This is a genomic window from Escherichia sp. 10290 (genome assembly GCF_030295155.1).
Taxonomy (GTDB): Bacteria; Pseudomonadota; Gammaproteobacteria; order Enterobacterales; family Enterobacteriaceae; genus Escherichia; species Escherichia coli_F.
This window is the reverse complement of record NZ_AP025741.1, coordinates 3,376,289-3,399,123: the sequence shown is the minus strand read 5'-3', so window position 1 is coordinate 3,399,123 and position 22,835 is coordinate 3,376,289. Positions and strand designations below refer to the sequence as shown.

Here is a 22,835-nt window from a genome sequence, read left to right as displayed (position 1 = left end):
CAGATTATGAATATTCCGGGTGAAACCCGCACCATCACACTGTACACGCCGGTCACTCTGGGGGGCGGTGCTGTGCTGGAACGTATCACCATGCGCGAACCGCTGGTGCGCGATCGCATTGCCTTCACCAAAGACCGGGGAACAGAGGAGGAAAAAGAGGCGCGTATGATTGCGCAGCTTTGTAATCTGAGTGAGCAGGATATCTGGCTGCTGACCGCAGCGGATTATGCCCAGCTGACGGATGCCTTTAATGTTTTTATGCTGCCACCCGGGAAGCGACCGAAACCGAAATCTTCAGAGGGTTAAGGTTTCTCGGGCGGCGGCTGCATTTTCCTCTTTCCGATTATCTGTCCATGCCGTTCAGTGTGTTTACGGCATTTTTACTGGATGAAGTGGAGGCAGTAAAACGTGGGAAGCGTAAGCCAGAATCTTAAGGCCACCGTGTCGTTCGGGGGCAAACTGGACAGTTCGTGGCGTCGTTCGGCGACGGATCTGCGAAAAAATCTGCAGGATGTGGAGCAGCAGGCTGCGCGTTTGCGTAAAGAGCAGGCAGAGCTGGCGGCAGAAATGAAACGGGCGGCGCTGGCAGGGAAACGTTTTAAGTCGATGGAGGATGAATACGCCCGGCTCACGGCTGAAATTAAGAAAGCGGATGCGGCCCAGAAAAAACTGAACCGGAGCCTTGAGCGTCGCGATCGGCTCGGACGTTTTATGGGGAAGGGAAAAAGCCTGCTTGCCGGAACCGGTAAATTTGCCTGGAATGCCGGTCTGGCGATGGGGGGCGGTGCCGTGACCACGGCACTTGGTGCGCTGATTGCTCCGGCTGCCATGAATGCGCAGACGGCTGAAACAGCGGGTAAAGCGACTGCGTATGGCGTGGATACCCGCACGTACATGAACTGGGACGCCCTGGCAAAACAGTACGATATGACCGGCGATAATATCGGGGATCTGTTTGAGGAATACCTGCATAAGGCCGGGGAATATAAACAAAATGGCAAGCAGAGTTCGCTTTCTGACGCCTTTGAAACGCTGGGATTTGAGGAAGGCGATCTTGCCGGACTGAGTGATAAGGAACAGTTCGAAAAAATTATCGACAGGGCGCTGTCACTGAAGGATGAATCAAAGGCATCGTTTGCGCTGGATGCATTGTTTGGTGGTGAAGCCAGTAAACTGCTGATGCTGATCAAACGTTCTGGAAAAAGTTTTCAGGAACTGCTGGCTGAGCAGGATAAATATAACCTGGTGACAAAAGAGGGTGTGGCTGGCGCACTCGCCGGAAACAAGGCTGTTTCTGATTTGCAGCAGGTTTTTTCTTCTGCGGTTGCAGAAATTTCCGGACAACTGGGCGCAGAGCTGGCCCCCGCCATACAAGAGACAGCGGGTGACCTGGCAGAGTGGTTTAAAGGCGGAGGCATTAAAAAGGTTGTGTCTTTTCTGAGGGACACGCTGTATCCGGCGGCCCTGAAGTTCGGCGAAGGCGTCATTTTTGTCGGAAAAATTATTTTTGCAGTAGCCAAAAAACTCGCCTGGTTATTACCGGATGAACAGGGCGATCAGAAGCAGATTCTGGAGTATGTCGGGCGTGGTGACATGACCGCTGCCCGGACAGTGGCCCGGAACAGCGGGCAGGATGCCTGGCTTGATGAGCAACTGAAAAATAATCCGGATTTTGAAAAGAATGTCCGTGAAAAATATAACGCCGCGAAGGGCTTTATGGGCATTGTGGATACGGATGCGTTTCATGAATCGGTGAACAGTTACCTCACGCCGGAAAAAACGTTCGATTTTTCGTTGCCGGCAGCGCAGGCAGGATCTGCCGGAAAACAGGATGATCCTTTTGCCAGTGCGGGAGCATGGCAGGCTGCCGTGCAGGCCATTCCTGTTGAGGGCGGACAGTCCGGCGCACAGCTGAATGACAACAGCGTGAAGAATTATAACTTCAACATTGTTGCGCAGCCCGGACAGAGCGAACAGGGTATTGCGGACGCCATTGCCGGTATGACGAAAAACAACCCGGCCTTCAGTGGTAATAATGCGTTGTGGGATGGAGGAAGTGTCTGGTGAGTGTGGGTTCGGTTATTGCTCTCGCTGAAGACAGCCTTCAGCGTGACAACAGTTATCTCCGTGGTGCTGCAGATGCCAGAGTCATGCTGATGCTGGGGGATTTCGCCTTTTCCGTGGATACCACGGCATATAACCAGCTGACCCGTGAGGCGGGGTGGACCTGGAGCGAGCAGGCGCGCATCGGTCAGCAGAGTCTGCTGCAGTACACCGGGAAGAACGGGCGAACCGTTCGCCTTGAAGGGGAATCGCACGCCTTTTTGGGGAAGTCGGGGACGGAGGCGGTGAACACGCTGTATGACCTAGCGAATAAGGCTGAGCCGCAACTGCTGGTCAGCGGAGAAGGTGATGTGCTGGGATGGTGGGTGGTGGAGCGTTTTTCTGATTCCACCGACCGTTTTTTGCCTGGCGGTGGGCACCGTAACAAAAAGTGGAGTCTGGAGCTGAAACATTATGCCGACGATCTGGATAACCCGTGACGGGGATGTGCTTGATGCGATTTGCGCCACGCATTACGGCACGGAAAATCTGTCTGCCGTGCTCACTCTTGTGCTGGAGGCCAATCAGGGGCTGGCAGAGAAAGGCGCGGTTTATCCGGCGGGGATCCGCATTGCGTTGCCTGAAATCACACAACAGGTGTCTGAGTCGCCATACAGCCTGTGGGATTAAGGGAGGAGATGATGACGTCATTATCAGAACAGCTGCAGGCAATAAATGCCGCGTATCAGGCGTCCCTGAAAAATGAGAAAAAACAGGAAACCATCGCCACGACTGTCCGGGAATTCTGCCCGGCGTATCGGGTGACAGCTGAAGGGCGGGATATCACGCGGGTGCTGGCCCGTTATCTTGTGGATATCACCCTGACGGATTACGGCGGAGCCACCGCCAGGTCTGATGAACTGAAGATCACGCTGCTTTCTGAAAGACTGCCCCTGCCGACAAAGGGGGCGCGTCTGCGGGTGGCGCTGGGGTTTAACGGTAATCTGGTGGACAAGGGCTGGTTTGTGGTGTGCGGCGTGAGCAGCAGCGGCCCGCCGCGTCGGATCGAAATTTATGCTACTGCTGCCCCCATGAATGCGGAAAAGCAGTCCGGCGACGTGCTGAATCAGAAAACACGAAGCTGGGATAATCTCACGCTGGGTGATCTGGTGAAAACTGTTGCCACGGAAAACGGACTGAAGGCCCGGGTGGCGGAGAAGCTGGCGGGGATCCGCATTACCCATGTGGATCAGGTGGCAGAATCGGATGCCAGCCTGTTGTCCCGCCTTGCCCGGACGTATAACGCCGTCAGTAAACCTGCCGGAGGTTACTGGTTGTTTCTGGAGCAGGGTGCCGGAACCACCGTATCGGGCGCGCCCCTGAAGACCGTGACGCTGACACCTTCCGTGGTGTCATCCTGGAATTATCAGGAAGGTGAACGGGGGAGCTCTACCGGAGAAAAGAAGAAAGAAAAAATCACGGTTCGTTATTTTGACAAGGCTGACGGGCGAACCAAAACAGCAACCGTGGAGCATGACGGCTCGTCTGTAACCAGTCCGTACACGCAGCCGGAAAAGGAAACGGCTGAACAACAGGCAAAGTCAAAAAAAACACAGGCGCAACGCAACAGCCGGAAAATGACGCTGACAGGGCCGTGCCGTCCTTCATATGTTGCCATGACCGCCGAATCCGGCGTGGTGACATCCGGATTTGGTAAGCGGGAAGATCGCCGCTGGCTCGTGGAGTCACTGGCGTTTTCCCTCTCTTCTTCAGGCTTTACCTTCACGTTTAATCTGGTGGCTGAAATCAAAAGCAAAAAATCCGGTGATAAAACGCCGCCGGATTATTTTGGTACCGGATCAGGAAAAAAATAATCATGAATGGTGTGAACTGCCGGACGGGGAAGCGCCTGTCCGGTGCGGCGCATCTGCGCCAGTCAGTCAGCGATATTCTGAACACGCCAGTGGGAAGCCGTGTTCTGGTCAGGGATTACGGCAGCGATCTTTTTGAATTGCTGGACTCTCCCCGGGATGACCTGCTGAGGCTGCGCATAATTGCTGCCACGGCGACGGCGCTGGCGCGCTGGGAGCCCCGGCTGAAAGTGTCAAAAGTGATCGTGACGTTTCCGGAAGATGAGGCCGGATGTGTGGTGGATATCACGGGGACGAATACGGAAACCGGTACACAGGTAACAACAGGAGGAATAACCGTTTATGGCAGAAAGTTATGATGTGATCAATCTTTCGGATTTGCCCGTACCGGATGCCATTGTGGTGCCTGACGCATCGGTGATTTTCGGGGCCTGGCTGGCACGTCTGCGCGAACTGGATCCGGAATTTGATGCTCTGGTGGAATCCGACCCGACTTACAAGCAGGGCGAAGTGACCGCCTTTCAGCTCACCCTGGCTTTTCAGCGGGTGAATGATGCCGTGCGGGCTGTTTTTCTGGCAAGTGCGCAGAAGGCCGATCTCGATCAGATTGGCGCGGCGTTCAATGTCGGACGTATGGTGATTGTTCCGGCAAATCCGGATGCCGTGCCTCCGACGGATGCGGTTATGGAAGAGGACGAGGCTTTTCGCGAACGTATTCAGTTGTCCTGGTCGCAACTGAATACTGCAGGCGCCCGCAATGCCTATCGTTTTCATGCCCGCTCTGCTGATGAAAATGTGCTGGATGCTGATGCCTATGGTCCGGAAGAGCACGGGCGTGCGGGGGAGGTGGATGTCTACGTATTGTCCCGTGAAGGAAATGGCACTGCCAGCGAGGCGTTGCTGGATGCGGTCAGTGCGCGGCTGAATGCTGATGAAATTCGTCCGCTGACGGATTTTGTGACGGTGAAAAGCGCCATTATTAATGACTATACCGTGACGGCTGAACTGGAAATACCGGACGGCCCGGATGCCGGTGAAGTGCTGGAAAATGCGAAAAGCACGCTGATGTCTTATACCCGGCTGGCAAACCGGATTAATGGCATGGTGCCGCTGTCCGCCATTTACGCAGCACTTCAACAGACTGGTGTGGCGCGGGTTATTCTGTCCAGTCCCCGGGCTGATATCGAACCGGCAACCGGCACGGCTCCCCGCTGTGCTGCCGTTAATGTGACGCGCAGAGAGGTATAGTGATGGCGGAGACGTTTCGCTCACTTCTGCCGCCTTCCGCTGTCAGGCCGGAGCGGGCACAGGAGCAGGCCACAACAGAAAGCATCCTGACACTTGATACGGATATGGTCAGAAAGGTGAAAAATCCGGATACCTGTCCGTTGCATCTGTTGCCGTGGCTGGCCTGGGAGTTTGCTGTGGATTTCTGGCAGGATGACTGGAGTGAAGAGCAGAAGCGGCAAATTTTACGTGATGCGGCATATGTGCATCAGCACCGGGGAACGGCGGGGGCAGTGCTGCGGGCGCTCAGTGCGGTTGGTGTTCCGGCTGCAATCAAAGAGTGGTGGCAGGATTCACCGCGCAAAAAACCGTACACCTTTCGTGTGGAGCTGTTTTTGCGGGAAGGTGCTGACAGTGTGCTTTACAGTCAGGTCAGGGCGCTGGTCATTAAGGCCAAGAATTTACGCAGCGGTCTGAGCACCATTGACGTAAATACGGATATCGGAAAGGACAGCCAGTTTTATGTTGGTGGCGCGGTGACCGCGCATATTGATGTGGTGATTGAGGCGGGAGAATAACGTGACCACGAAACATTGCAGTATTCTGACAAACAGAGGGAAAGCGCTCGAGGCTGCGTCTGCGGCGGGTGGTGCGCCGGTGGTGCTGGACGGGTTTGTGGTGGGGGACGGAAACGGAAATGCTGTCACACCAGAGGCCGGGCAGACGGCGCTGGTCAGGGAAGTTTATCGCGGCACCATCTCACGTCTGACGGTATCGCCTGATCAGGAAAACCAGTTTATTGCGTATCTTGTACTGCCGGAGGGCGTGGGGGGGTTTACGGTCAGGGAAGCGGGGTTGCTGACCACCGATGGTGAGCTTTATGCCGTCGGAAGTTGTGCAGCCATTGAGAAACCGGTAAATGGCGTTACCGCCACACTGCAGTTCCGGCTGGCAGTGGAAGAAAGTGCGCAGGTCACGCTGAATGTGGCGACCGGGGATGGTCTGTTTCTGCGTCAGGACAGGAATCTTTCGGATGTGGAAGACAGGGATGAGGCCGTTGAAAACCTCGGATTAAAACCCACGGTGGACAAGGCAAAAAATGCCGTTCAGCGTGATGGTGACACCATGACCGGGGAACTGAAAATCCGTGGTGTTAATGCGCTGAGGATTTTCAACGAAGCCTTTGGTCTGATTTTTCGTCGTTCGGAAGAGTGCCTGCACCTTATCCCTACCAGTGAAGGTCAGGGCGAGAATGGCGATATTGGTCCACTTCGACCGTTCACTATTAATCTGCGGACGGGTGAAATATCCATGTCGCATAAAGTGTCTGTTGGCGGCGGTTCTCAGGTCAATGGTGCGCTGGGTATCGGCGTTCAGAACGCGCTGGGCGGAAACTCAATTGCTTTCGGGGATAACGATACAGGTATTAAGCATAACAGTGACGGCGTCCTGGATGTTTATGCCAATAACCAGGCTGTATTTCGTTTTATTAATAATGAAAATTACAGCCTGACGTCGTTAAAAGTCATCGGGAACAGTGCTGCAACAGGGAAATTACGGGCAGGCAACGCAGAGCTAGCTACAGACGGTAACGTGTATGGCAGCGCCTGGGGCGGCTGGCTGTCAGCGTATCTTCAAAATAAAGTGGGTGTGCAGGATATCAGGCTGGGTAGTCAGAGGGTTGACGGGCACTATGACGATGATTTTACCGTTCCTTCGGGGTATGTCGTGGTTGGTGGTGATGTTGCCCCGTCATCAGCACTAAAACTGTATTCAAGACCTATTCAGAAATTAATTAACGGCACCTGGTATAATGCGTCGAGTGTATAACAATGTTGCATTTAAAAAATATTACTGCGGGTAATCCGAAAACGGCAGAGCAATATCAGATGACAAAGCGGCATAGTATTGTCTGGCTTTTTTCGGAGGACGGCAAAAACTGGTATGAAGAACAGAAGAACTTTGCCAGTGACACTATAAAAGTGGCCTACAACGAAAGAGGGCGTGTGGTGTGGATCGGTAAGGATGTGACAGGTATCGAACCCACCAACGTCAGCATCATTGAGCTACCGGATATTACTACTAACCGCCGCATCACTGCGCCGGGTTACTGGTTTTACCGCAATGATGAATTTGTTTTCGATTACAAACTTAAAGCGGAAGATGAGCGCGATGCTCTGTTAAAACAGGTCAGCATCATGACCAGCGAATGGGAAAAAGACCTGCTGCTGGGATTAATCAGTGACGAAGACAGGGAGAAGCTGAAAGCGTACCGCATTTACGCGAAATCGCTGCAGGCGATGGATTTCAGCCCCATCACTGATAAAGCCTCATATAACGCCATTGAATGGCCCGTCTCTCCGGAAGCCTCTTCCTGATTTAATTTATCGCGAGAAAAACTATGTCTGTAGTGATATCAGGTGCGCTGATAGATGGCGCAGGCACCCCTATGTCCGGATGCCACATTATTCTGAAATCCCGGGTAAACACCTCAGAGGTGGTGATGCGCACAGTTGCCGACGTGGTGACAGGAAACTGTGGCGAGTACTGTTTTAAGGCGCAGACCGGAAAATATTGCGTATATCTGAAACAGGACTGGCGCGACGAGTACTGTGTTGGCGATATTGCTGTATACGATGACTCAAAGCCTGGTACGTTGAACGATTTTCTGACCGCTCTCGATGAAGGCGACCTCAAGCCGGATGTTGTTAAACGTTTTGAGGAACTGGTGGCGCAGGCGCAGCAGAGCGCGGAAGCAGCAGCGGAAAGCGAACGACAGGCCGGGCAACATGTCGCTGATGCACAACAAATTAAGAGCGACTGCGAGACGCTGGCGGATAACGTACAGCAGAATGCAGAAGCCGTTGCCGAAGATAAAAAGCAGGTGGCGTTACTGGCATCATCTGCCACACAGGATGCGGCCCGCGCAGAGCAGGCTGTCAAGGATGCTGACGCGATAGTCCAGAAAGCGGTCGATAAACTTGCTGATGCCGCAACGCTGACCGGCGAGGCAAAAGCCAGCGCCGAAGCGGCTGCAAAAAGCGAGCAGAACGCAAAAAGTCACGCTGATAATGCCGCCGTAAACGCACAACAGACTGCGCAGGATGTGACAGCAACCGCAACGGCCCGTGATGACGCAGAGCGTTTTGCGAATGAGGCAGAAAACAGTGCTCAGGCATCAGGGGCAGCGCGGAATGAATCGGTTGATGCAGCCGGACGCGCCAGTCAGTATAAGGAAGCAGCATCTTCGGCTGCGACCAGTGCAGAAAATGCGGCAAATGTTGCGCTGGGCCATGAAAATAACGCTGCCGAATACGCCCGGCAGGCGAAGGCCAGCCAGGATGCGAGCGCAGGCAATGCGCAGGAAGCGAAGCAGCACAGGGACGAGGCGCAACGGATAGTCGATGACCTGAAAGGAACCAGCGCCAGCACGACGCAAAAAGGCCCGGTGCAACTCTGTAGTGATACAGACAACGACAGCGAAGAACTGGCAGCCACACCAAAGGCTGTTAAAACCGTCATGGACGAGACGAAAACAAAAGCGCCGCTGGACAGCCCGGCGTTCACGGGTACGCCCACCACACCAACCCCACCGGACGATGCAGTCGGTCTGGAAACAGCGAACGCGGCATTTGTTCGCAAACTGCTTGCCGCACTGGTTGACTCGTCACCGGAAGCCCTGGACACGCTGAACGAACTGGCAGCGGCGCTGGGCAATGACCCGAACTTTGCGACAACGGTCACTAAAGCACTGGCAGGTAAACAGCCGCTTAATGACGTGTTAACGGCTGTCAGCCAGATAACACCGGAAGAAAACACGCTGCCTTATTTCAGTGCAGAGGGCCGGATTTTACTGGCGCAGCTGTCAGAAAAAGCCCGCGCATTACTGGCACTGGACACGCCTGAGGCCATGCGCACGGAGCTTGAACTGAAAGCGGCTGCGACGATGGAACCCCAGAGCGATATCCGCGACCGCACACCGGGCAGGCTGGCACTGTCCGGCATGCATGGATTTGGTCAGGCATTTACCAGCACTGAAGCCCTGGCGTTTGAGGGGCTGTCTGATTTCGTTGAGTGGTTGAAGAAAGTCACGCCGGGGCGGTATGCGGTCAGTATTACAGACTCCTCGCAACTGCTTACCGGTACCACGCAATTTAACGGCATTATTGATGTGATGTGGTCACCGTACGCCAACAGTGAATCCGACACAGTCCGCAAATTTAAAACCCTGATGTGCTACAACCAGTATTATCAGGGTGAACACTGTATTCACTATATGCAGTACCGGTACAACGACAGCGATAACAGCTGGAACATGTCATCGCGGGTAGTTGTATACGACGGAGATTCACTGGCGTACCTGCTGTCCAGGATGGCGGGCTCAGGCTCATATTATAAATACCCGGCCGTTGGTGTGCCGATTATGGCGGCATATCAGGGGGAGAGTTTTGGTGCAGATGCGTCTCTGGGGCTCGGTGATATTGTGCCGGGTTCCCGTCTTGGCCCTCTGGCTATGAGTGCACGGGTTAGCGATACAGGGACATACGCATCCTCACCGCAGGTTGTGATTGGCGGTGCTGGTGAATACAACTTCCCCGGTCGTTACACGGCGCTTTCGGGGACCCGCATTAGTCACGATACAACGCGTGGCTATATCGGTCTTTTTGTACGCATTGAGTAATAAGGAAATAAGACATGAAAATCAGAGCGGTGAAAGGCATCAGAAACGCGCATTATCTTGAAAATGGTGCGGTTGACTGCGAGGTGTTATTTGAAGGTGAAACGGAGTTCGTCCTGTATACCGCCATACAGGATGATATGGCCCCGACAGGCCAGCATGTCTGGCAGGAGCTGCAAAGCGGGAAATGGGGCGAAATCGCCCCGTTCACCGTCACGCCGGAACTTATTGCAGCGGCAAAGGATGCCAAAAGGCGGGAAATTGAGGCATGGCGCGACAGTCAGGAAAACGTTGAGTTTATTTTCACGTTTGATGGCCGTCGTTTTGATGGCGGAAAAACCTCGCAGTCACGCCTTGCGCCCGTGGTTGCAACAGCGCAGGCCGGGCTGCTTCCGGATGGTTTTTTCTGGACTGATGCGGATAATAACAACGTCATACTGACCAGGGAGAAACTTATTGCGCTGAACGATGCCATGATGGTGGCCATGGTGGCGGAGGGCTTTAAAATCCACGAACGCCAGCGCGAGATGAAGGAACAACTGAATAATCTGGATGATTTGCGTTCAATCAGAGCGTTTGACGTGACGTAATTGGTAGGTTGCGTTATGTTGAATTGTTACTCTTAGTTACAAATAGAAAAGCCTCTGACTTCACAATCAGAGGCTTTTTTGAAATGCACGTGCATTTTGCGTGTATATTTTTGTCTTTTTTAAGTCCGCTTACTGTCTGGTCAGTGTCCGTAAGTGGCTGTTTTTATTGCCGCTGTCCGGTTGCAGTCCTATCAAAAGTGGTGGAGCTGGCGGGAGTTGAACCCGCGTCCGAAATTCCTACATCCTCGGTACTACATGCTTAGTCAGTCTTTACATTCGCTTGCCAGCTGCGGACGGACACGCCACTAACAAACTAGCCTGATTAAGTTTTAACGCTTCAACCCCAGGCAGGGCTTCCACGCGATCTCTTTTGGGTTTGACCTCTCTTGATCCCCGTCCTAAGAGCGGAGGCTAGGGAGAGAGGGCTCTAAGCAGGTTATTAAGCTGCTAAAGCGTAGTTTTCGTCGTTTGCGACTATTTTTTGCGGCTTTTTACGAGGCCAACCGCCCCTCGGCATGCACCTTGGGTTTCGCAAATCCCGTCGAATCCAGAATCAGCCCCAATGTGTAACGGTAAGTATACCAGATTCATGAGTGCCATGACCAGCCTCAATGGCGTTATCGTTAAAGATTTAGCACCCATGTAGCCTGATTTTTATTCGATTAAGCAATGGGATGGCAACATTTGGGTCGGATGTGATAGCCAATAAGATGTTCATTCGCGCCGCCGGAGAGGGTGGCGCGGTGAGGAACTGGTCAATAATTGGAGTGCAGATTTAACGGTGGGCGTTTTTCATGATACGCGCTTTATCCACCTGCCATTCGCGTTCTTTGATGTCTGAACGTTTATCGTGCTGTTTCTTACCTTTAGCGACGCCGATTTTCACTTTGCACCAGGCATTTTTCCAGTACAGGGAGAGCGCCACTACGGTATAGCCTTCTCGATTGACGCGACCGTACAATGAGTCCAGTTCGCGCTGGTTGAGAAGTAACTTGCGGGTACGGGTAGGATCGCACACCACATGCGTGGATGCCACAGCCATTGGCGTGATGTTAGCGCCAAACAGAAATGCTTCTCCATCACGTAGAAGGACGTAGCTGTCGCTGATATTGGCTTTTCCTGCGCGCAGGGATTTAACCTCCCAGCCTTGCAGGGCAAGTCCCGCTTCGAACTCTTCTTCGATAAAGTATTCGTGACGGGCGCGCTTGTTAAGCTCGATGGTCGCTGAACCAGGTTTATGTGCTTTTTTCTTCGTCATAAGCGTTGTGAATCATCGGTAATCTGAAATCGAAAACACCCCATATCAATCCTGCGGGGGACAAGGCTCTATCTTAGCATGAACCCGATGTTACCCAGCGCCGGGATAGCGTTTTTTTTACAGCAGGATAAATGATATTATTTGTTGGATTTTTGTTGATGGAAATTGTTATGCCTCAGATTAGCCGGACCGCACTGGTACCCTACAGCGCGGAGCAAATGTATCAGTTAGTGAATGACGTTCAGTCTTATCCTCAGTTTTTGCCGGGTTGTACCGGAAGTCGGATTCTGGAGTCCACTCCTGGGCAGATGACCGCGGCGGTAGATGTCTCTAAGGCTGGGATCAGCAAAACGTTTACTACCCGCAACCAGTTGACCAGTAACCAAAGTATTCTTATGAATCTGGTGGATGGGCCGTTCAAGAAATTGATCGGTGGATGGAAGTTTACGCCGCTGAGCCAGGAGGCGTGTCGTATCGAGTTTCATCTCGACTTTGAGTTTACCAATAAGTTGATTGAACTCGCCTTTGGCCGCGTGTTTAAAGAGCTGGCGGCTAATATGGTGCAGGCTTTTACGGTTCGTGCGAAAGAGGTTTACAGTGCCAGGTAAAATTGCCGTTGAGGTGGCTTATGCTCTACCTGAGAAGCAGTACCTGCAGCGCGTGACGCTGCAGGAGGGCGCGACGGTTGAGGAAGCTATTCGCACCAGTGGCTTGCTGGAATTGCGTACCGATATCGATTTAACTAAAAACAAAGTCGGCATTTACAGCCGTCCGGCAAAACTGAGCGATACCGTGCATGATGGCGATCGGGTGGAGATTTATCGTCCTCTCATTGCCGATCCGAAAGAGCTTCGCAGGCAACGAGCAGAAAAATCAGCGAATAAATAACAGACAGAAAAAAGGTGCTCATTGAGCACCTTTTTTAACGTCTTTGAGAGCAACTTTATTATTAGTTACCACTCAGCGCAGGTTTGTTATCAATGTTGGTCAACACCCCGCTACTGTTAAAGGTCAGCGTCAGCGTTTGCTGCGTTACACCTTCATGACCTGGTTGCTGGCGGAAGACATAGAACCAGGTATTCGTACCAAATGGATCGGACATCAGCGGTGTACCCAATGCGTACGCAACTTGTTGTTGCGTCATGCCAACACGTATTTTGGATACGTCGTTAGCGGTCAGATAGTTCCCCTGGTTGATGTCAGGACGGTAAACCACTCGCTCCAGAGTGGAACAGCCTGCGGTCAACATCAATAGTACTGCTGCTGCAGCAGTCAGCGTTTTACAGCGCATAGTGATTTGATTCCTTTTCGGGCCCGAGCAGTACGTGGCTCATCTGTAATATGCCGATGATAATAGACCTTTCATCACTTTAAAACCTTTTGCTTTCCGGTCTTACGGCGTTTTGCTGTTTACTCTGACCGTGAAGCAGGAAAAAAGTTTACGCCGCAAGCAGTTCTTTCGCATTCGCCAGTGTGTTACGTGTGACTTCACTGCCACCAAGCAGGCGCGCCAGCTCTTGTAACCGCGCTTTTTTGTCCAGCGACTCCATATGCGTTTCTGTCATCGCACCATCGGTTTCTTTGCTGACAAAATAGTGTTGATGACCACATCCCGCGACTTGTGGCAGGTGGGTAACACACATCACCTGAGTTGATTCGCCGAGTTGACGCAGCAGTTTGCCGACAACTGCCGCTGTTGGACCGCTAATCCCTACATCCACTTCATCAAAAATCAGTGCCGGGGTTTCCATTTTACGCGCTGTGATGACCTGAATTGCCAATGCGATGCGGGACAATTCACCACCAGATGCGACTTTGGCAATAGGCTGCATTGGCTGACCTGGGTTGGTGGTTACCCGAAACTCAATACGATCAGCGCCGTCAGCGCCCAGGTGATGCTCGTCAAATTTAACATCAATCGTAAACTGCCCATGCGGCATAGAGAGTGCATGCATACTGTCGGTGATCAGCTGTGCCAACTCATTTGCATAATGCTGGCGTTGCTGGTGTAACGCGCGCGCCGTTTCCAGTGCCTGCTGATGATGTTTCGTTACCGCCAGCGCGAGCGTTTCTTGTGAGTCGGCCTGATCGTCCAGTTGCTGCTGCTCTTCCAGTAGCGACTGGTAATACTGTGGCAATACCTCAGGGCTGACGTGATGTTTACGTGCCAGCGAAATCTGTTTTGAGATGCGCTGTTCAAGTTCAAACAGTCGGTTGGGATCGAGATCCAGACGATCGCAGTAGTGGCGTAGTTCGTCGCTGGCTTCAACAATCTGGATGGTAGCTTCTTCCAGCATATCAAGTACGCCGGACAGTTTGCTGTCCATGCCAATCAATTCGCTCACCAGTTGTTTAGCCGTGTAAAGCTGACTTTGCAGGTTTGCGTCTTCGCCGTCGGCCATTAATGCCAATGCATTCTGGCTGGTGGTCAGCAATTGACCGCTGTTCGCCAGACGTTTGTACTCTTCGTCGATTTGCTCAAACTCTCCGGGCTGCGGATTAAATTCGTTCAGTTCTTTTAATTGGTATTGCAGCAGCTCCGCACGAGCGGCGCGTTCCTGACTTAACTGTTGATGATGCGCGAGGTCGCGGCAGCTTTGATGCCACAACTGATAACGTGCGGTCATTTCCTGAAGCAGAGAGGTTTCATTGGCATAGCCATCAAGCAGGAATTTTTGGTGCTCGGGTTTGGTGAGTAATTGATGGGCGTGCTGACCATGGATCTGAATGAGCAACTGGCCCAGTTCGCGCAGTTGTGACAGTGGAACAGCTGTACCGTTGATAAAACCACGAGAGCGACCATCGCTACTGATTACGCGACGAAGCAGGCATTCACGGCCATCTTCCAGTTGGTTTTCTTCCAGCCAGCGCAGTGCTGCGGGTGTATCTTTCAGAGAAAAACGGGCGCACAGATCTGCGCGAGCAGCGCCGGTACGCACCATGTCGGCTTCAGCGCGACCGCCGAGACAAAGGCCCAGGGCATCTATTGCAATAGATTTACCCGCGCCAGTCTCGCCGGTGATTACGGTCATGCCGCTGTGAAAATCAATCTCAAGCTCACGAACGATAGCAAAGTTGCTGATGGTCAGTTGTGCCAACATAGTTGTTTTCCTGTATGAAAAACCATTACTGTTATTGTGTACAGTATAAACTGGTTTTATATACAGTAAAGAGGCTGGCGTAAAATTAGAATAATTTTTTTGACCAGCCGAGCTTGGTGCTTAATGTATTGAAATAACTGTAATCTTTCGGATGAATCAGATTCAGATGGTAATCACAGCGACGAATCAGGACATCTTCTCCTTCCTGAATCGGCAGTGCTATCTGACTGTCGCAACTGATTTCCAGGTCGTTACGGCGATGTGAAAAACGCAGACGGATCGTGCTGCTGCTGTTTATGACCAGTGGTCGTGCTGACAACGTATGCGGGAACATGGGCACCAGGGTAATCGCATCCAGAGAAGGCGTCAGGATTGGACCGCCTGCCGAGAGAGAATAGGCAGTAGAGCCTGTAGGTGTCGAAATAATCAGGCCATCGGAACGCTGCGAAAACGCAAAGATCTCGTCGATATATACTTCGAATTCAATCATATGCGCCACTTTTCCTGGGTGAAGCACCACTTCATTTATCGCGGTGCTGATGCGCTTTTGGCAATCTTGCTGACAGACTTGCGCTTCCAGCAAAAAACGTTTCTCGCTGATGTAGTGACCTTCCAGCACATCGGCTAATTGTTGCTGAGCGTTATCGGGGTCAAGGTCGGTCAGGAAACCCAGGTTGCCACGGTTGATTCCAATAACTTTAATATCGTAACGGGCGAGTGTGCGCGCCGCGCCCAGCATATTACCGTCGCCACCAACGACTACCGCGAGATCAGCCAGTTGCCCAATCTCCGCGAGCGTGCCAGTTTTCACATTCTTCAGTTGCAGTTCGTGAGCGATTTGTTGCTCAACGATGACCTCGTAACCTTTTGTGCACAGCCAGCGGTAGAGCATTTCATGTGTTGTCAGTGCAGTAGGGTGCCGTGGGTGTCCCACAATGCCAATACACTTGAAATGATTATTCATTTTTCCGAGGTCCTTGTTGCGAAGATTGATGACAATGTGAGTGCTTCCCTTGAAACCCTGAAACTGATCCCCATAATAAGCGAAGTTAGCGAGATGAATGCGAAAAAAACGCGGAGAAATTCATGAGTAGTAAAGAACAGAAAACGCCTGAGGGGCAAGCCCCGGAAGAAATTATCATGGATCAGCACGAAGAGATTGAGGCAGTTGAGCCAGAAGCTTCTGCTGAGCAGGTGGATCCGCGCGATGAAAAAATTGCGAATCTCGAAGCTCAGCTGGCTGAAGCCCAGACCCGTGAACGTGACGGCATTTTGCGCGTAAAAGCCGAAATGGAAAACCTGCGTCGTCGTACTGAACTGGATATCGAAAAAGCACATAAATTCGCGCTGGAGAAATTCATCAACGAATTGCTGCCGGTGATTGATAGCCTGGATCGTGCGCTGGAAGTGGCTGATAAAGCTAACCCGGATATGTCCGCGATGGTTGAAGGTATTGAGCTGACGCTGAAGTCGATGCTGGATGTTGTGCGTAAGTTTGGCGTTGAAGTGATCGCCGAAACTAACGTGCCGCTGGACCCGAATGTGCATCAGGCCATCGCAATGGTGGAATCTGATGACGTTGCGCCAGGTAACGTACTGGGTATTATGCAGAAGGGTTATACGCTGAATGGTCGTACGATTCGTGCGGCGATGGTTACTGTAGCGAAAGCAAAAGCTTAATTTCTGCTTTCGTAATAAATCACGGCCCAGCATGCGAATGCCGGGCCGTTTTCGTTACTCCGCCACACTCTCACGCAGCGGTTTCACAGGAAAAACTTTTACCTGCTTAATCATATTGTCCTGTACATCGAGAATATCGATATCGTACTCGCCAATACGCACGCGAGTTCCTGCGACAGGAATCTCTTCCAGTGCCTCAAGAATGACGCCATTAACCGTTCGTGCATCATCTTCCGGTAGATGCCAGTTAAAGGCTTTGTTGATTTCCCGCACGTTGGCAGTGCCATCGATAATCACCGAACCGTCGTTTTGCGGCGTGACCTCTTCGGCGAGCGTTGGCGACATCGACGTGGTGAAATCACCAACAATCTCTTCGAGAATATCTTCGACCGTCACCAGACCCTGAATATCTCCATACTCGTTGACGACCAGGCCGACTTTCTTTTTGTTGCGCTGAAACTTCACCAGCTGCGTGCTGAGCGGCGTACCTTCCGGGACAAAATAGATTTCGTCCGCGGCGCGTAGCATGGTTTCTTTGGTGAACTCTTTTTTCTCCGACATCAACCGCCAGGCTTCACGCACACGCAGCATACTGATGGCGTCGTCCAGCGAGTCACGGTAGAGCACGATGCGTCCGTGAGGTGAGTGGGAGAGTTGGCGGAGAATCGATTTCCAGTCATCGTTGATATCAATACCGATAATTTCACTACGCGGCACCATGATGTCATCGACGGTCATCTTTTCCAGATCGAGTACCGACAGCAGCATATCCTGATTGCGACGGGAAATTTGTGAGCGCGATTCGTGCACGATAGTACGCAACTCTTCTTTGCTCAAAGAGCCGCTAACCACGATATCGGTTTTGATGCCCATCATGCGCATTAACATTCGGGTAATAGCATTCAGCAACCAGACCAGCGGCATCATCAAAATTTGTAGCGGTGCCAGCAGAAAACTACTTGGATAGGCGACTTTTTCCGGGTACAGCGCGGCAATGGTTTTCGGCAATACTTCAGCAAAAACCAGTACGACAAAAGTTAGTACACCAGTCGCAATTGCCACGCCCGCATCCCCGTACAAACGCATCCCCACAATAGTACCGAGCGCGGAGGCAAGAATATTGACCAGGTTATTGCCGATTAACACCAGGCTTATCAGGCGGTCTGGCTTACGCAGCAATTTTTCGACGCGTTTGGCCGAGCGATTACCCTGTTTCGCCATATGCCGCAGACGATAGCGGTTGAGTGTCATCATTCCGGTTTCGGACCCGGAAAAATAGGCTGAAATGACCACCATGATGATCAGAATAATGATCAACGTAGTAGTAGAAATGTGTTCCAGGGGAAACTCCTTTTCTGGGTTTAGCTGATTAACTGCTGGACAATTCGGCTGCCGAAGTAGGCCAGTGTCAGAATGACTGCACCCGCAACGTTAAACCAGACGACGCGGCGTCCACGCCATCCTTCATGATAATGTCCCCACAGCAGCACAATATAGACAAACCACGCCACGATAGAGAGCACGGCCTTGTCGATATTTTCCATGCTAAATAAGTTGTGCATGTAGAACAGGCCAGTGCAAAGAGTGAGCGTTAACAGCACCACGCCAATCTGCGTGATGTGGAACATTTTACGCTCGATACTCATCAACGGCGGCATTTCCTGGTTAAACGCCAGCTTCTTGTTCTTCAGTTGGTAATCAATCCACGCCAGTTGTAATGCATACAGAGCGGCGATAATCAGCGTGGCATAGGAAAAGAGCGATAAGCCAATGTGCACCAGCATCCCAGGCGTTGCTTCCAGATGGGTGATGTATTCATTGGGCATAAAGGTTGCCAGCGCCAGGTTGATAAGCGCAAAGGCATAGACAATGGGTAGCAGTAACCAGCCACGATTGCGGGAAGCCACGATGGTCATTACCGTACAGATCATCAAACTGACCAGCGAACCAACGTTCAGTAAGCTGAGGTTTTGTCCGCTATCACCGTCGGGCAAGATGCGGGCTTCCAGAGCGATTGCGTGGCAGACCAGCGCGATGACCGCAGAAATAATAGCCATGCGCCGCCAGCCGCCGTTTTTTTGCAGCAGACCGGGAACAATCAGCGCAAGACTGACGGAGTAGGCGACAAGCGCGAGCAGAGCAAAAACGGGCATAGTAATGTCGACAGTTTGAGCAATAAGAAAGAGAAGCAGTATAGCGTCAGGTGAACGCTGCTCCAACCGTTGCATAACAACAAAGACGCCTTCATGTTATACTGCGGCAAAATACTGATGATGTGTCGCGATTGCGGCCAACCGTTTCCACCCCAGGCGAGAGACAATGTTTGATAATTTAACCGATCGTTTGTCGCGCACGCTGCGCAATATCAGTGGCCGTGGACGCCTCACTGAAGACAACGTAAAAGATACGCTGCGCGAAGTGCGCATGGCGCTGCTGGAGGCGGACGTCGCCCTGCCGGTAGTGCGTGAGTTTATCAATCGCGTAAAAGAGAAAGCGGTTGGTCATGAAGTTAATAAGAGCCTGACGCCGGGGCAGGAGTTCGTCAAAATCGTCCGTAACGAACTGGTTGCGGCGATGGGCGAAGAGAACCAGACCCTGAATCTGGCTGCGCAACCGCCAGCGGTGGTACTGATGGCGGGCCTGCAAGGTGCCGGTAAAACAACCAGCGTGGGCAAGCTCGGTAAGTTCCTGCGTGAGAAGCACAAGAAAAAAGTGCTGGTGGTTTCTGCCGACGTTTATCGTCCGGCGGCAATCAAACAGCTGGAGACGCTGGCAGAGCAGGTGGGTGTTGATTTCTTCCCTTCTGATGTTGGTCAGAAGCCGGTTGATATCGTTAACGCGGCGCTGAAAGAAGCCAAACTGAAATTCTACGACGTGTTGCTGGTGGATACCGCCGGTCGTTTGCACGTTGACGAAGCGATGATGGACGAGATCAAGCAGGTCCATGCATCGATTAATCCGGTTGAAACTTTGTTCGTGGTTGACGCCATGACCGGTCAGGATGCGGCCAATACGGCAAAAGCATTCAATGAAGCGTTACCGCTGACCGGTGTGGTACTGACTAAAGTCGACGGCGATGCCCGTGGCGGTGCGGCGCTCTCTATTCGTCACATTACGGGCAAACCGATCAAGTTCCTCGGTGTTGGCGAGAAAACTGAGGCGCTGGAGCCGTTCCATCCGGACCGTATCGCTTCCCGTATTCTCGGCATGGGCGACGTACTGTCGCTGATCGAAGATATCGAAAGCAAAGTTGACCGCGCGCAGGCAGAGAAATTAGCCAGCAAGCTGAAAAAAGGTGACGGCTTCGATCTCAACGACTTCCTTGAGCAACTGCGCCAGATGAAAAATATGGGCGGCATGGCTAGCCTGATGGGCAAACTGCCGGGCATGGGGCAGATCCCGGATAACGTCAAGTCGCAGATGGACGATAAAGTGCTGGTGCGTATGGAAGCCATCATCAACTCGATGACGATGAAAGAGCGCGCTAAGCCAGAAATCATCAAAGGTTCGCGTAAACGCCGTATCGCTGCCGGTTGCGGTATGCAGGTGCAGGACGTTAACCGTCTTCTGAAACAGTTCGACGACATGCAGCGCATGATGAAGAAAATGAAGAAGGGCGGAATGGCGAAGATGATGAGAAGCATGAAAGGGATGATGCCGCCGGGATTTCCTGGTCGCTAAATGACCTTATGCGACAGAGTTATTAACTGCTGATTGCATTTTCTCCAGAAATCAGTAAAATTTTCGGGCTTTTAATATGACACCGGACTCCGTTCCTCGATGGGGTCCGGTTGTTTTATTCACACAAGAGGATGTTATGGTAACTATTCGTTTAGCACGTCACGGCGCTAAAAAGCGTCCGTTCTACCAGGTTGTTGTCGCTGACAGCCGTAATGCACGCAACGGTCGCTTCATCGAGCGCGTTGGTTTCTTCAACCCAATCGCTAGCGAAAAAGAAGAAGGCACTCGCCTGGATCTGGATCGCATCGCTCACTGGGTTGGCCAGGGCGCAACTATTTCTGATCGCGTTGCTGCGCTGATCAAAGAAGTAAACAAAGCAGCTTAATCTGTCACGGTGGTCATGATGAGCAAACAACTCACCGCGCAAGCACCTGTTGATCCCATCGTTTTGGGAAAAATGGGTTCGTCTTACGGTATTCGTGGGTGGCTCAGAGTGTTTTCTTCCACCGAAGACGCCGAAAGCATTTTTGACTATCAGCCCTGGTTTATCCAGAAGGCGGGTCAGTGGCAGCAAGTCCAGCTGGAAAGCTGGAAGCACCACAATCAGGACATGATCATCAAGCTGAAAGGCGTTGACGATCGTGATGCGGCGAACCTGCTGACGAATTGTGAAATTGTCGTGGATTCATCGCAGCTGCCTCAGCTTGAAGAGGGTGACTACTACTGGAAAGACCTGATGGGCTGCCAGGTAGTAACCACTGAAGGCTACGATCTCGGTAAAGTCGTCGATATGATGGAAACCGGATCTAATGACGTTCTCGTCATTAAGGCAAACCTGAAAGATGCGTTTGGTATCAAGGAACGACTTGTACCGTTCCTCGATGGGCAGGTTATCAAGAAAGTCGATCTCACTACTCGTTCAATCGAAGTAGATTGGGATCCTGGTTTTTAAACCACCGGATAAACGGTAAAAGACGGCGCTATGTGGATTGGCATAATTAGCCTGTTTCCTGAAATGTTCCGCGCAATTACCGATTACGGGGTAACTGGCCGGGCAGTTAAAAATGGCCTGCTGAGCATCCAGAGCTGGAGTCCTCGTGACTTCACGCATGACCGGCACCGTACCGTGGACGATCGTCCTTACGGCGGCGGACCGGGGATGTTAATGATGGTGCAACCTTTACGGGACGCCATTCATGCAGCAAAAGCCGCGGCGGGTGAAGGCGCAAAGGTGATTTATCTGTCACCGCAGGGGCGCAAGCTTGATCAAGCAGGCGTCAGCGAACTGGCAACGAATCAAAAATTGATTCTGGTGTGCGGTCGCTACGAAGGTATAGATGAGCGCGTGATCCAAACCGAAATTGACGAAGAATGGTCAATCGGCGATTACGTTCTCAGTGGTGGTGAGTTACCCGCAATGACGCTGATTGACTCCGTTTCCCGGTTTATTCCGGGAGTACTGGGACATGAAGCTTCGGCAACGGAAGACTCCTTTGCTGAAGGATTGCTGGATTGCCCGCACTATACGCGGCCTGAGGTGTTAGAAGGGATGGAAGTTCCGTCAGTGTTACTGTCGGGCAACCATGCCGAGATACGTCGCTGGCGTTTGAAACAGTCGCTGGGCCGTACCTGGCTTAGAAGACCTGAACTTCTGGAAAACCTGGCTCTGACTGAAGAGCAAGCAAGGTTGCTGGCGGAGTTCAAAACGGAACACGCACAACAGCAACATAAACATGATGGGATGGCGTAAGCCCCCGAGATATCAGTTTACCCAGGATAAGAGATTAAATTATGAGCAACATTATTAAGCAACTTGAACAAGAGCAGATGAAGCAGGACGTACCTTCCTTCCGTCCGGGTGATACCGTGGAAGTGAAAGTATGGGTTGTTGAAGGTTCCAAAAAACGTCTGCAGGCATTCGAGGGCGTGGTTATCGCTATTCGTAACCGCGGTCTGCACTCTGCATTCACTGTTCGTAAAATTTCCAACGGCGAAGGCGTTGAGCGTGTCTTCCAGACTCACTCTCCGGTAGTTGACAGCATTTCTGTCAAACGTCGTGGTGCTGTTCGTAAAGCTAAACTGTACTACCTGCGTGAGCGTACTGGTAAGGCTGCTCGTATCAAAGAGCGTCTTAACTAAGATTTCGCTTAAGCGACATCCTGTTAAGAAGGGCTGGCCAATTGGCTGGCCCTTTTTTTGTCTGTTTGCTCGTGTTTTAAGGGGTTGTAATCACCACTGCGACGCGGCGGTTCTCGGCGCGACCCTGGGCGGTCTTGTTACTGGCTATGGGATATTTTTTTCCTAAACCCTGTGTGGTGAGATTTCTGCGCGGAATTTGTCCACCCATAGCCCATGCATCGGCCACAACATTCGCCCGTTTCAATGATAAGGCTTCGTTGTAACTGTCTTCACCATAGTTGTCGGTGTGTCCATCCATACGGGCATGCGTTAGCCCTGTCGAGGCCAATTTGGCTGCCATGGTTTGGATCTGTTGCTGGCTTTCCGGGAGCAATTTGTAGTCATTTTTTGCGAACAGAATGGCATCTGATAATCCCAGCGACCAGTCGCCGGCGGATTCAGTAAATCCATAAGATTGCATAGCGGCAACTTGCTCAGGAGTAAACTTTCCCTGAGGGGACTGGCAGCCAGTCAGTACTAGCGAGGTGAAAATCAGGGGTGCTACCAGGTGCTTTATCATATCGATAT

At 52.0% G+C, this 22,835-nt stretch carries 27 protein-coding genes and 1 other RNA gene; 20 read left to right on the top strand and 8 right to left on the bottom strand.

Annotated elements, in window-relative coordinates; translation table 11 throughout:
- Positions 1–6 precede the first annotated feature (6 nt).
- The 12 genes from QUE74_RS17160 to QUE74_RS17105 all read left to right on the top strand — a co-directional run bounded on the left by QUE74_RS17160 (position 7) and on the right by QUE74_RS17105 (position 10,409).
- Positions 7–306 (top strand): phage tail assembly protein, encoded by a 300-nt coding sequence (locus tag QUE74_RS17160; RefSeq protein WP_001025008.1) that lies wholly within the window; start codon positions 7–9, stop codon positions 304–306.
- A gap of 102 nt (positions 307–408) precedes the next feature.
- Positions 409–2,067 carry an AAA family ATPase gene (locus QUE74_RS17155; RefSeq protein ID WP_000536044.1) on the top strand — a complete coding sequence of 553 codons (1,659 nt, stop codon included), beginning with the start codon at positions 409–411 and terminating at the stop codon, positions 2,065–2,067.
- Positions 2,064–2,543: a phage tail protein gene (locus tag QUE74_RS17150; RefSeq protein ID WP_000110651.1), complete on the top strand. Its 480-nt coding sequence runs from the start codon at positions 2,064–2,066 to the stop codon at positions 2,541–2,543. Before QUE74_RS17155 ends, QUE74_RS17150 begins: the two co-directional genes overlap by 4 nt.
- Entirely contained in the window at positions 2,518–2,733 is a 216-nt protein-coding gene (locus tag QUE74_RS17145; RefSeq protein WP_001142386.1) for a tail protein X, read from the top strand. Before QUE74_RS17150 ends, QUE74_RS17145 begins: the two co-directional genes overlap by 26 nt.
- 11 nt (positions 2,734–2,744) lie before the next feature.
- Positions 2,745–3,917 (top strand): contractile injection system protein, VgrG/Pvc8 family, encoded by a 1,173-nt coding sequence (locus QUE74_RS17140; protein ID WP_000202879.1) that lies wholly within the window; start codon positions 2,745–2,747, stop codon positions 3,915–3,917.
- A gap of 2 nt (positions 3,918–3,919) precedes the next feature.
- The gene (locus QUE74_RS17135; RefSeq protein ID WP_001014690.1) at positions 3,920–4,273 is read left to right on the top strand and encodes a GPW/gp25 family protein; all 354 of its coding nucleotides are present in this window, start codon (positions 3,920–3,922) and stop codon (positions 4,271–4,273) included.
- Entirely contained in the window at positions 4,257–5,162 is a 906-nt protein-coding gene (locus tag QUE74_RS17130) for a baseplate assembly protein (protein ID WP_000852140.1), read from the top strand. The genes QUE74_RS17135 and QUE74_RS17130 overlap by 17 nt, the downstream gene beginning before the upstream one ends.
- Before the next feature lie 2 nt (positions 5,163–5,164).
- Positions 5,165–5,719, top strand: coding sequence for a phage tail protein I (locus QUE74_RS17125; protein ID WP_000852181.1), 555 nt, complete (start codon positions 5,165–5,167; stop codon positions 5,717–5,719).
- 1 nt (position 5,720) lies between these two features.
- Positions 5,721–6,971 (top strand): phage tail protein, encoded by a 1,251-nt coding sequence (locus QUE74_RS17120; protein ID WP_286331605.1) that lies wholly within the window; start codon positions 5,721–5,723, stop codon positions 6,969–6,971.
- Positions 6,972–6,973: 2 nt separating this feature from the next.
- Complete coding sequence (locus QUE74_RS17115; protein WP_064226430.1) at positions 6,974–7,519, top strand: tail fiber assembly protein; 546 nt, start codon at positions 6,974–6,976, stop codon at positions 7,517–7,519.
- A 23-nt stretch (positions 7,520–7,542) separates the two neighbouring features.
- Positions 7,543–9,822, top strand: a complete 2,280-nt coding sequence (locus QUE74_RS17110) for a prophage tail fiber N-terminal domain-containing protein (protein ID WP_286331603.1) — start codon at positions 7,543–7,545, stop codon at positions 9,820–9,822.
- 14 nt (positions 9,823–9,836) lie between these two features.
- A complete protein-coding gene (locus tag QUE74_RS17105; RefSeq protein ID WP_000701866.1) occupies positions 9,837–10,409 on the top strand; it encodes a DUF4376 domain-containing protein in 573 nt (190 codons plus the stop codon).
- Between the two features lie 198 nt (positions 10,410–10,607).
- On the opposite strand, the gene ssrA is transcribed toward QUE74_RS17105, so the two are convergent.
- Positions 10,608–10,970, bottom strand: a transfer-messenger RNA (tmRNA) gene (gene ssrA, locus QUE74_RS17100).
- 214 nt (positions 10,971–11,184) lie between these two features.
- Positions 11,185–11,667 (bottom strand): SsrA-binding protein SmpB, encoded by a 483-nt coding sequence (gene smpB / locus QUE74_RS17095; protein ID WP_000162581.1) that lies wholly within the window; start codon positions 11,665–11,667, stop codon positions 11,185–11,187.
- A gap of 170 nt (positions 11,668–11,837) precedes the next feature.
- Here smpB and ratA point away from each other — a divergent pair, with 170 nt between their 5' ends.
- Together ratA and QUE74_RS17085 are read left to right on the top strand one after the other, a co-directional pair.
- Positions 11,838–12,275 (top strand): type II toxin-antitoxin system toxin RatA, encoded by a 438-nt coding sequence (gene ratA / locus QUE74_RS17090; RefSeq protein ID WP_001300750.1) that lies wholly within the window; start codon positions 11,838–11,840, stop codon positions 12,273–12,275.
- Positions 12,265–12,555, top strand: coding sequence for an RnfH family protein (locus tag QUE74_RS17085; protein WP_001117842.1), 291 nt, complete (start codon positions 12,265–12,267; stop codon positions 12,553–12,555). Before ratA ends, QUE74_RS17085 begins: the two co-directional genes overlap by 11 nt.
- 61 nt (positions 12,556–12,616) lie before the next feature.
- Here the strand turns inward: QUE74_RS17085 and bamE are convergent, their stop codons facing one another.
- The 3 genes from bamE to nadK all read right to left on the bottom strand — a co-directional run bounded on the left by bamE (position 12,617) and on the right by nadK (position 15,732).
- The gene (bamE, locus tag QUE74_RS17080) at positions 12,617–12,958 is read right to left on the bottom strand and encodes an outer membrane protein assembly factor BamE (RefSeq protein ID WP_001203437.1); all 342 of its coding nucleotides are present in this window, start codon (positions 12,956–12,958) and stop codon (positions 12,617–12,619) included.
- Positions 12,959–13,106: 148 nt separating this feature from the next.
- Positions 13,107–14,768, bottom strand: a complete 1,662-nt coding sequence (gene recN, locus QUE74_RS17075) for a DNA repair protein RecN (RefSeq protein ID WP_000880951.1) — start codon at positions 14,766–14,768, stop codon at positions 13,107–13,109.
- Between the two features lie 85 nt (positions 14,769–14,853).
- On the bottom strand, positions 14,854–15,732 hold the full coding sequence (nadK, locus tag QUE74_RS17070) for an NAD(+) kinase (RefSeq protein ID WP_001059169.1): 879 nt from the start codon (positions 15,730–15,732) through the stop codon (positions 14,854–14,856).
- Between the two features lie 122 nt (positions 15,733–15,854).
- On the opposite strand from nadK, the gene grpE reads away from it, so the two are divergent.
- On the top strand, positions 15,855–16,448 hold the full coding sequence (grpE, locus tag QUE74_RS17065; protein WP_001296310.1) for a nucleotide exchange factor GrpE: 594 nt from the start codon (positions 15,855–15,857) through the stop codon (positions 16,446–16,448).
- Positions 16,449–16,502: 54 nt separating this feature from the next.
- On the opposite strand, the gene QUE74_RS17060 is transcribed toward grpE, so the two are convergent.
- Positions 16,503–17,789 carry an HlyC/CorC family transporter gene (locus tag QUE74_RS17060; protein ID WP_010723175.1) on the bottom strand — a complete coding sequence of 429 codons (1,287 nt, stop codon included), beginning with the start codon at positions 17,787–17,789 and terminating at the stop codon, positions 16,503–16,505.
- 20 nt (positions 17,790–17,809) lie between these two features.
- Positions 17,810–18,601, bottom strand: a complete 792-nt coding sequence (locus QUE74_RS17055) for a cytochrome C assembly family protein (RefSeq protein WP_001338897.1) — start codon at positions 18,599–18,601, stop codon at positions 17,810–17,812.
- Positions 18,602–18,767: 166 nt separating this feature from the next.
- Here QUE74_RS17055 and ffh point away from each other — a divergent pair, with 166 nt between their 5' ends.
- From ffh to rplS, 5 genes are all read left to right on the top strand, one after another.
- Positions 18,768–20,129, top strand: a complete 1,362-nt coding sequence (ffh, locus tag QUE74_RS17050) for a signal recognition particle protein (protein ID WP_000460035.1) — start codon at positions 18,768–18,770, stop codon at positions 20,127–20,129.
- A 136-nt stretch (positions 20,130–20,265) separates the two neighbouring features.
- Entirely contained in the window at positions 20,266–20,514 is a 249-nt protein-coding gene (gene rpsP / locus QUE74_RS17045) for a 30S ribosomal protein S16 (RefSeq protein ID WP_000256450.1), read from the top strand.
- A gap of 18 nt (positions 20,515–20,532) precedes the next feature.
- A complete protein-coding gene (gene rimM / locus QUE74_RS17040; protein WP_000043335.1) occupies positions 20,533–21,081 on the top strand; it encodes a ribosome maturation factor RimM in 549 nt (182 codons plus the stop codon).
- A gap of 30 nt (positions 21,082–21,111) precedes the next feature.
- The gene (gene trmD / locus QUE74_RS17035; RefSeq protein ID WP_000264781.1) at positions 21,112–21,879 is read left to right on the top strand and encodes a tRNA (guanosine(37)-N1)-methyltransferase TrmD; all 768 of its coding nucleotides are present in this window, start codon (positions 21,112–21,114) and stop codon (positions 21,877–21,879) included.
- 41 nt (positions 21,880–21,920) lie between these two features.
- Complete coding sequence (gene rplS / locus QUE74_RS17030; protein WP_000065253.1) at positions 21,921–22,268, top strand: 50S ribosomal protein L19; 348 nt, start codon at positions 21,921–21,923, stop codon at positions 22,266–22,268.
- A 76-nt stretch (positions 22,269–22,344) separates the two neighbouring features.
- On the opposite strand, the gene QUE74_RS17025 is transcribed toward rplS, so the two are convergent.
- The gene (locus QUE74_RS17025; RefSeq protein ID WP_000589843.1) at positions 22,345–22,827 is read right to left on the bottom strand and encodes an OmpA family protein; all 483 of its coding nucleotides are present in this window, start codon (positions 22,825–22,827) and stop codon (positions 22,345–22,347) included.
- Positions 22,828–22,835: the final 8 nt, after the last annotated feature.